1 protein-coding gene is annotated in these 589 nt (G+C 47.5%); it reads left to right on the top strand.

Annotation, left to right across the window (positions count from 1 at the left end; all coding sequences use genetic code 11):
- Positions 1–86: 86 nt before the first annotated feature.
- Positions 87–589 (top strand): alcohol dehydrogenase catalytic domain-containing protein (locus R7Z50_RS29270; RefSeq protein ID WP_318149986.1); only part of this gene is annotated, 503 nt, incomplete at its 3' end.

Genomic DNA, 589 nt, shown 5'->3' with positions numbered 1-589 from the left:
ACCAACAAAACGACGCAGCGCAGGAAGCAAACCTTAACTACGCTTATTACGTCACTCCATATACTGAGAATATAAAGGAAAATCCAATGACTCTTGAAATCAAACCTGGTCAAACTCACATCAAATCCAAGGCAATGGTTGCGTGGGCGGCTGGCGAGCCACTGAAAATGGAAGAAGTGGATGTACAGCTTCCTAAAGCGGGTGAAGTGCTAGTGCGCATCGTCGCGACAGGTGTTTGTCATACTGATGCGTTCACTCTGTCAGGCGACGATCCAGAAGGCATCTTCCCTTCGATTCTTGGTCACGAAGGCGGCGGTATTGTTGAAATGGTTGGCGAAGGTGTTACCAGCGTTGAGGTTGGCGACCACGTGATTCCTCTTTACACCGCAGAATGTGGCGAGTGTAAGTTCTGTAAATCGGGCAAAACCAACCTTTGTCAGGCCGTGCGTGAAACACAAGGTAAAGGTCTGATGCCAGATGGTACAAGCCGTTTTTCTATCAACGGTGAAACCATCTTCCACTACATGGGTTGTTCTACTTTCTCTGAGTACACAGTGCTGCCTGAAATTTCATTAGCCAAAGTGAACAA

It is taken from the genome of Vibrio sp. 1249-1, from assembly GCF_033340495.1.
The sequence above is the reverse complement of the archived record's forward strand: the minus strand, read 5'-3'. Positions and strand labels throughout refer to the sequence as shown.